Origin of the sequence: Thermoflexus sp., from assembly GCF_042408365.1 — a bacterium.
In the GTDB taxonomy this organism is placed as follows: domain Bacteria; phylum Chloroflexota; class Anaerolineae; order Thermoflexales; family Thermoflexaceae; genus Thermoflexus.
This window is the reverse complement of record NZ_JBHOQJ010000178.1, coordinates 1-4039: the sequence shown is the minus strand read 5'-3', so window position 1 is coordinate 4039 and position 4039 is coordinate 1. Positions and strand designations below refer to the sequence as shown.

5 protein-coding genes and 1 pseudogene are annotated in these 4039 nt (G+C 65.6%); all 6 read left to right on the top strand.

Features of this window, described 5'->3' with window-relative positions:
• A pseudogene (locus ACFMO5_RS08285) lies at window positions 1–228 on the top strand (zinc metallopeptidase); the annotation flags it as partial.
• Window positions 229–333: 105 nt separating this feature from the next.
• A complete protein-coding gene (locus tag ACFMO5_RS08280) occupies window positions 334–783 on the top strand; it encodes a BON domain-containing protein (RefSeq protein ID WP_376792278.1) in 450 nt (149 codons plus the stop codon).
• A 214-nt stretch (window positions 784–997) separates the two neighbouring features.
• Complete coding sequence (locus ACFMO5_RS08275; RefSeq protein ID WP_376792277.1) at window positions 998–1444, top strand: Hsp20/alpha crystallin family protein; 447 nt, start codon at window positions 998–1000, stop codon at window positions 1442–1444.
• A 130-nt stretch (window positions 1445–1574) separates the two neighbouring features.
• Window positions 1575–1877 carry a co-chaperone GroES gene (gene groES, locus ACFMO5_RS08270; RefSeq protein WP_376792276.1) on the top strand — a complete coding sequence of 101 codons (303 nt, stop codon included), beginning with the start codon at window positions 1575–1577 and terminating at the stop codon, window positions 1875–1877.
• A gap of 43 nt (window positions 1878–1920) precedes the next feature.
• A complete protein-coding gene (groL, locus tag ACFMO5_RS08265) occupies window positions 1921–3558 on the top strand; it encodes a chaperonin GroEL (RefSeq protein WP_376792275.1) in 1638 nt (545 codons plus the stop codon).
• Between the two features lie 130 nt (window positions 3559–3688).
• Window positions 3689–3925, top strand: a complete 237-nt coding sequence (locus ACFMO5_RS08260) for an FmdB family zinc ribbon protein (protein WP_376792274.1) — start codon at window positions 3689–3691, stop codon at window positions 3923–3925.
• The last annotated feature ends 114 nt before the right edge of the window (window positions 3926–4039 follow it).

The following is a 4039-nucleotide window of genomic DNA, read 5'->3' as shown; positions in this document are numbered from 1 at the left end:
GGCGGCGGTTTTTGCGTTGGTGACGCTGCCGGTGGAGCTGGATGCGAGCCGGCGGGCGCTGCGGCTGCTGGAGGCGAGCGGGTTGCTGGGGACGGAGGCGGAGCGGGCGGGGCGCGGGAGGTGCTGGGAGCAGCGGCCCTCACCTATGTGGCGGCGCTGGCCCAGGCCCTCTCCACCTTGGCCTACTACGCCTTCCTCGCCCTCGGCATGCGCCGGTCCCAAGAATAACCTCCTCCCGAAGGGATTGGCAGGGCAGGGAGCGGATGGGGAGCGGCCTGCTCGCTCGTTCTGCAAGTTGAAGCGATCTCTCCGACCCTCCGTGGAGCGACGCCTATGGATGCCATGGACGATGCGACCCTGCGCGCGAAGGTGGAGGAGCGGCTCTACCGGTATGATCCCCTCCGGGTCAATTTCCATCTGATTCGGGTGGAAGCCCGGGATGGACGGGTGATCCTGGACGGCGTGGTGCCTTCGACAGCGATGAAGCGGATGGCGGAGACGATCGCCCGCTCGATCCCGGGCGTGCGGGAGGTGCAGAACGATCTGAGGTCGGATCCGGAGATCGAAGCCGAATTGGGTCTGCGTTTGGCCGCCGATCCGGACCTCAGCCCGCCCCAGGCGCGCGTGCTGGCGACCAGCGTTCAAGGGGATGTGACCCTGGCCGGATGGGTTCCGAGCGAGGAGGCCCGACAGCGCGCGGAGCAGATCGTTCGATCGATCCGCGGGGTTCGCAACGTGGTGAACAACCTGAAGGTGAAGGGGGCGGTGCGCCGGGCGGCATGAAGGGGAGCTCTTACGAAATTCTTATATGGCTCTTGCACAGCTCTAACGCAGCTTGACTTATGATGATGGGTGCTGTTCGGAGTGCTCTCCGCCCGGGCCCGGTCTCGCCGAGCCCCCCGACGGCTTGGGAGGGCGGGCGGGTTGCCGAAGGCGGCCTCATGGCCTCCAACGCGATGCCTCCAGGTACACGCTTTGAACAAGAGGAGGTCTGGCGATGGCGGGTGAGATCCGTCGGTGGGATCCCTTTCAGGAGGTTTTCTCACTTCGACGGGCCATCGATCGAATCCTCGATGAGGCGTTCTCCCGTCCTTCGCTGCTCTTCGCGGGGCCCCTCGAGTGGCCGGCGGTGGACATCTATGAAACGAAGGATGAGGTGGTGGTGAAGGCAGCGGTGCCGGGCGTTCGCCCGGAGGACCTCGAGGTGACGGTCAGCGGGAACACGGTGAGCATCCGAGGGGAGTTCCGGGAGGAGCAGGAGGCGCGGGAGGGCTCGTGGATCCGTCAGGAGCGGCGCGCCGGGTCTTTCGCTCGGTCCTTCGTGCTTCCGGTGGAGGTGGTGGCCGACCGGGCGGTGGCGGAATATGAGCATGGCGTTCTGACCCTGCGGCTGCCCAAGGCGGAAGCGGTGAAGGCGCGGACCATCAAAGTAAAGGTGAAGTAGAACTCCCGGTTTCCCTCACGGCTTGGGAAATGGGGTGGTGGGCAAGGCCACTGCAGGCGACCTGGCTCACCCCAGAACCATCGACTTCTCGGCAGCTCATCTCTGAATTATCCCCTGGGAGGATGGGACGATGGCGGAGATCAAGCTTCGACCCCTTGCGGATCGGGTGGTGGTGGAACCGATTGAGCGGGAGGAGATGACCCCCAGCGGCATCATCCTCCCGGAGACCGCGAAGGAGCGCCCGCAGGAAGGCCGTGTGATCGCGGTCGGCCCGGGGCGCGTGGATGAGAACGGCAAACGGGTCCCCATGGAGGTGAAGGTGGGCGACCGGGTGCTCTTCGCGAAGTACGCCGGCACGGAGTTCAAGGTGGATACCACGCGCAAGCTGTTGATCCTTAAGGAAAGCGACATCCTGGCCATCATCGAGGAATAACCCCGCGATCTTGAAATCCCACAAATCAAGGAGGTGATCAGAGATGGCGCCCAAGCAGCTGGTTTTTGGGGAGGAGGCTCGCCGCCGCCTGAAGCGCGGCATCGACGTCCTGGCCGCTGCGGTAGGAACCACCTTGGGGCCCAAGGGGCGGAACGTGGCCTTGGATAAGAAGTGGGGGGCCCCGTCCGTCACCCACGATGGGGTGACCGTGGCCAAGGAGATCGAGCTGCCGGACCCCTATGAGAACATGGGGGTGCAGCTGCTCAAGGAGGCGGCGACCAAGACCAACGACGTGGCCGGCGATGGGACGACCACGGCGACGGTGTTGGCCCACGTCATGGTCACGGAGGGGATGAAGAACGTGGCGGCGGGGGCCAACCCGATGCTCCTCAAGAAGGGGATCGAGATGGCCGTCAAGGCCGTGGTCGAGGAGATCAAGCGGATGGCCAAGCCGGTCCAGAGCAAGGACGACATCGCCCATGTGGCGGCCATCTCCTCGGCCGATCCGGAGATCGGGAACCTCATCGCCGAGGTGATGGATAAGGTCGGCAAGGACGGCGTGATCACGGTGGAGGAGTCCAAGACGGGCCTCCCCTTCGAGACCGAGTACGTGGAGGGGATGCAGTTCGACCGGGGCTATATCTCGCCCTACTTCGTGACCAACCCCGAGACGATGGAGGCGGTGCTGGAGAACCCCTACATCCTGATCCATGACAAGAAGATCTCCGCTGCTGCCGACATCATCCCGGTGCTGGAGCGTGTGCTCCAGGAGGGCGAGACCCGCTCCTTGCTGGTGATCGCCGAGGACGTGGACGGCGAGGCGTTGGCGACCCTGGTGCTGAACAAGCTGCGGGGGATCTTCAACGCCGTGGCGGTGAAGGCGCCGGGCTTCGGCGAGCGCCGCAAGGCGATGCTCCAGGACATCGCCATCCTCACCGGCGGCCAGGTGATCAGCGAGGAGCTGGGCCGGAAGCTGGAGAACGTGCGCATCGCGGACCTCGGCCGGGCGGACAAGGTGGTGGTGACGAAGGATGACACCACCATCATCGGCGGGCGGGGCGACCCGAAGGCCATCAAGGGCCGCATCGAGCAGATCAAGGCCGAGATGGAGAAGACCACCAGCGACTACGACCGCGAGAAGCTCCAGGAGCGGCTGGCCAAGCTGGCCGGCGGGGTCGCCATCATCCGCGTCGGCGCGGCCACCGAGGTCGAGCTCAAGGAGAAGAAGCACCGCGTCGAGGACGCCCTCTCGGCGACCCGCGCGGCGGTGGAGGAGGGGATCGTCCCCGGCGGCGGGGTGGCCCTGCTCAACGCCGCCAAGGCCCTGGATAACTTGAAGGCCGACGGCGACATTCAGACGGGCATCAACATCGTCCGCCGCGCCCTGGAGGAGCCGCTGCGGCGCATCGCCGAGAACGCGGGCGAGGACGGCGCGGTGGTGGCGGAGATGGTGCGCCGCCTCCAGAAGGAGAAGAACAACCCGAACATCGGCTACGATGTGCTGCGGGGCGAGTATGTGGATATGGTGGAGGCGGGCATCATCGACCCGGCCAAGGTGACCCGCACGGCCTTGGAGAACGCGGCCAGCGTCGCCGCCATGATCCTCACCACCGAGGCCCTGGTCACCGAGGTGCCGGAGAAGAAGAAGGAGACCACGCCGACGCCGTCCGAGGAGTTCTGATCTCCTTCCCCAATGGAAGGGGTCGCCGGGGCGGGTTTCGCGACCCGCCCCGGCTTCTTCATATGAAAGGCCTCGCGTGGCTTCGAGCGGCGCAATCCCGGCAATCCTTGACCTGAGGAGGTGATGGGCGATGCCCATCTACGAATATGAGTGCCCGGTCTGCGGCCTCCGCTTCGAGAAGCAACAGCGCTTCACGGATCCTCCCATCGAGACCTGCCCGGAGGGCCACCCGGGTGTGCGCCGGGTGTTCTCCCCCGCTGGCATCATCTTCAAGGGCGATGGCTGGTACATCACCGAGAGCCGGAAGTCCAAGAACCCCGGGAAGGAGAAATCGGAGACTTCATCGGGCGCAGGCGATAGCGAATAAGGAGCAGGAAAGGCGGTCCTCGATTGTTGTAGAGGTCCCGAAGTCAGGGCTCTTCGCAGCCCGAGGGACCACGGATGTGAGCCCGAAAAGGGGCGGGGCGAGAGCGAGATCGGA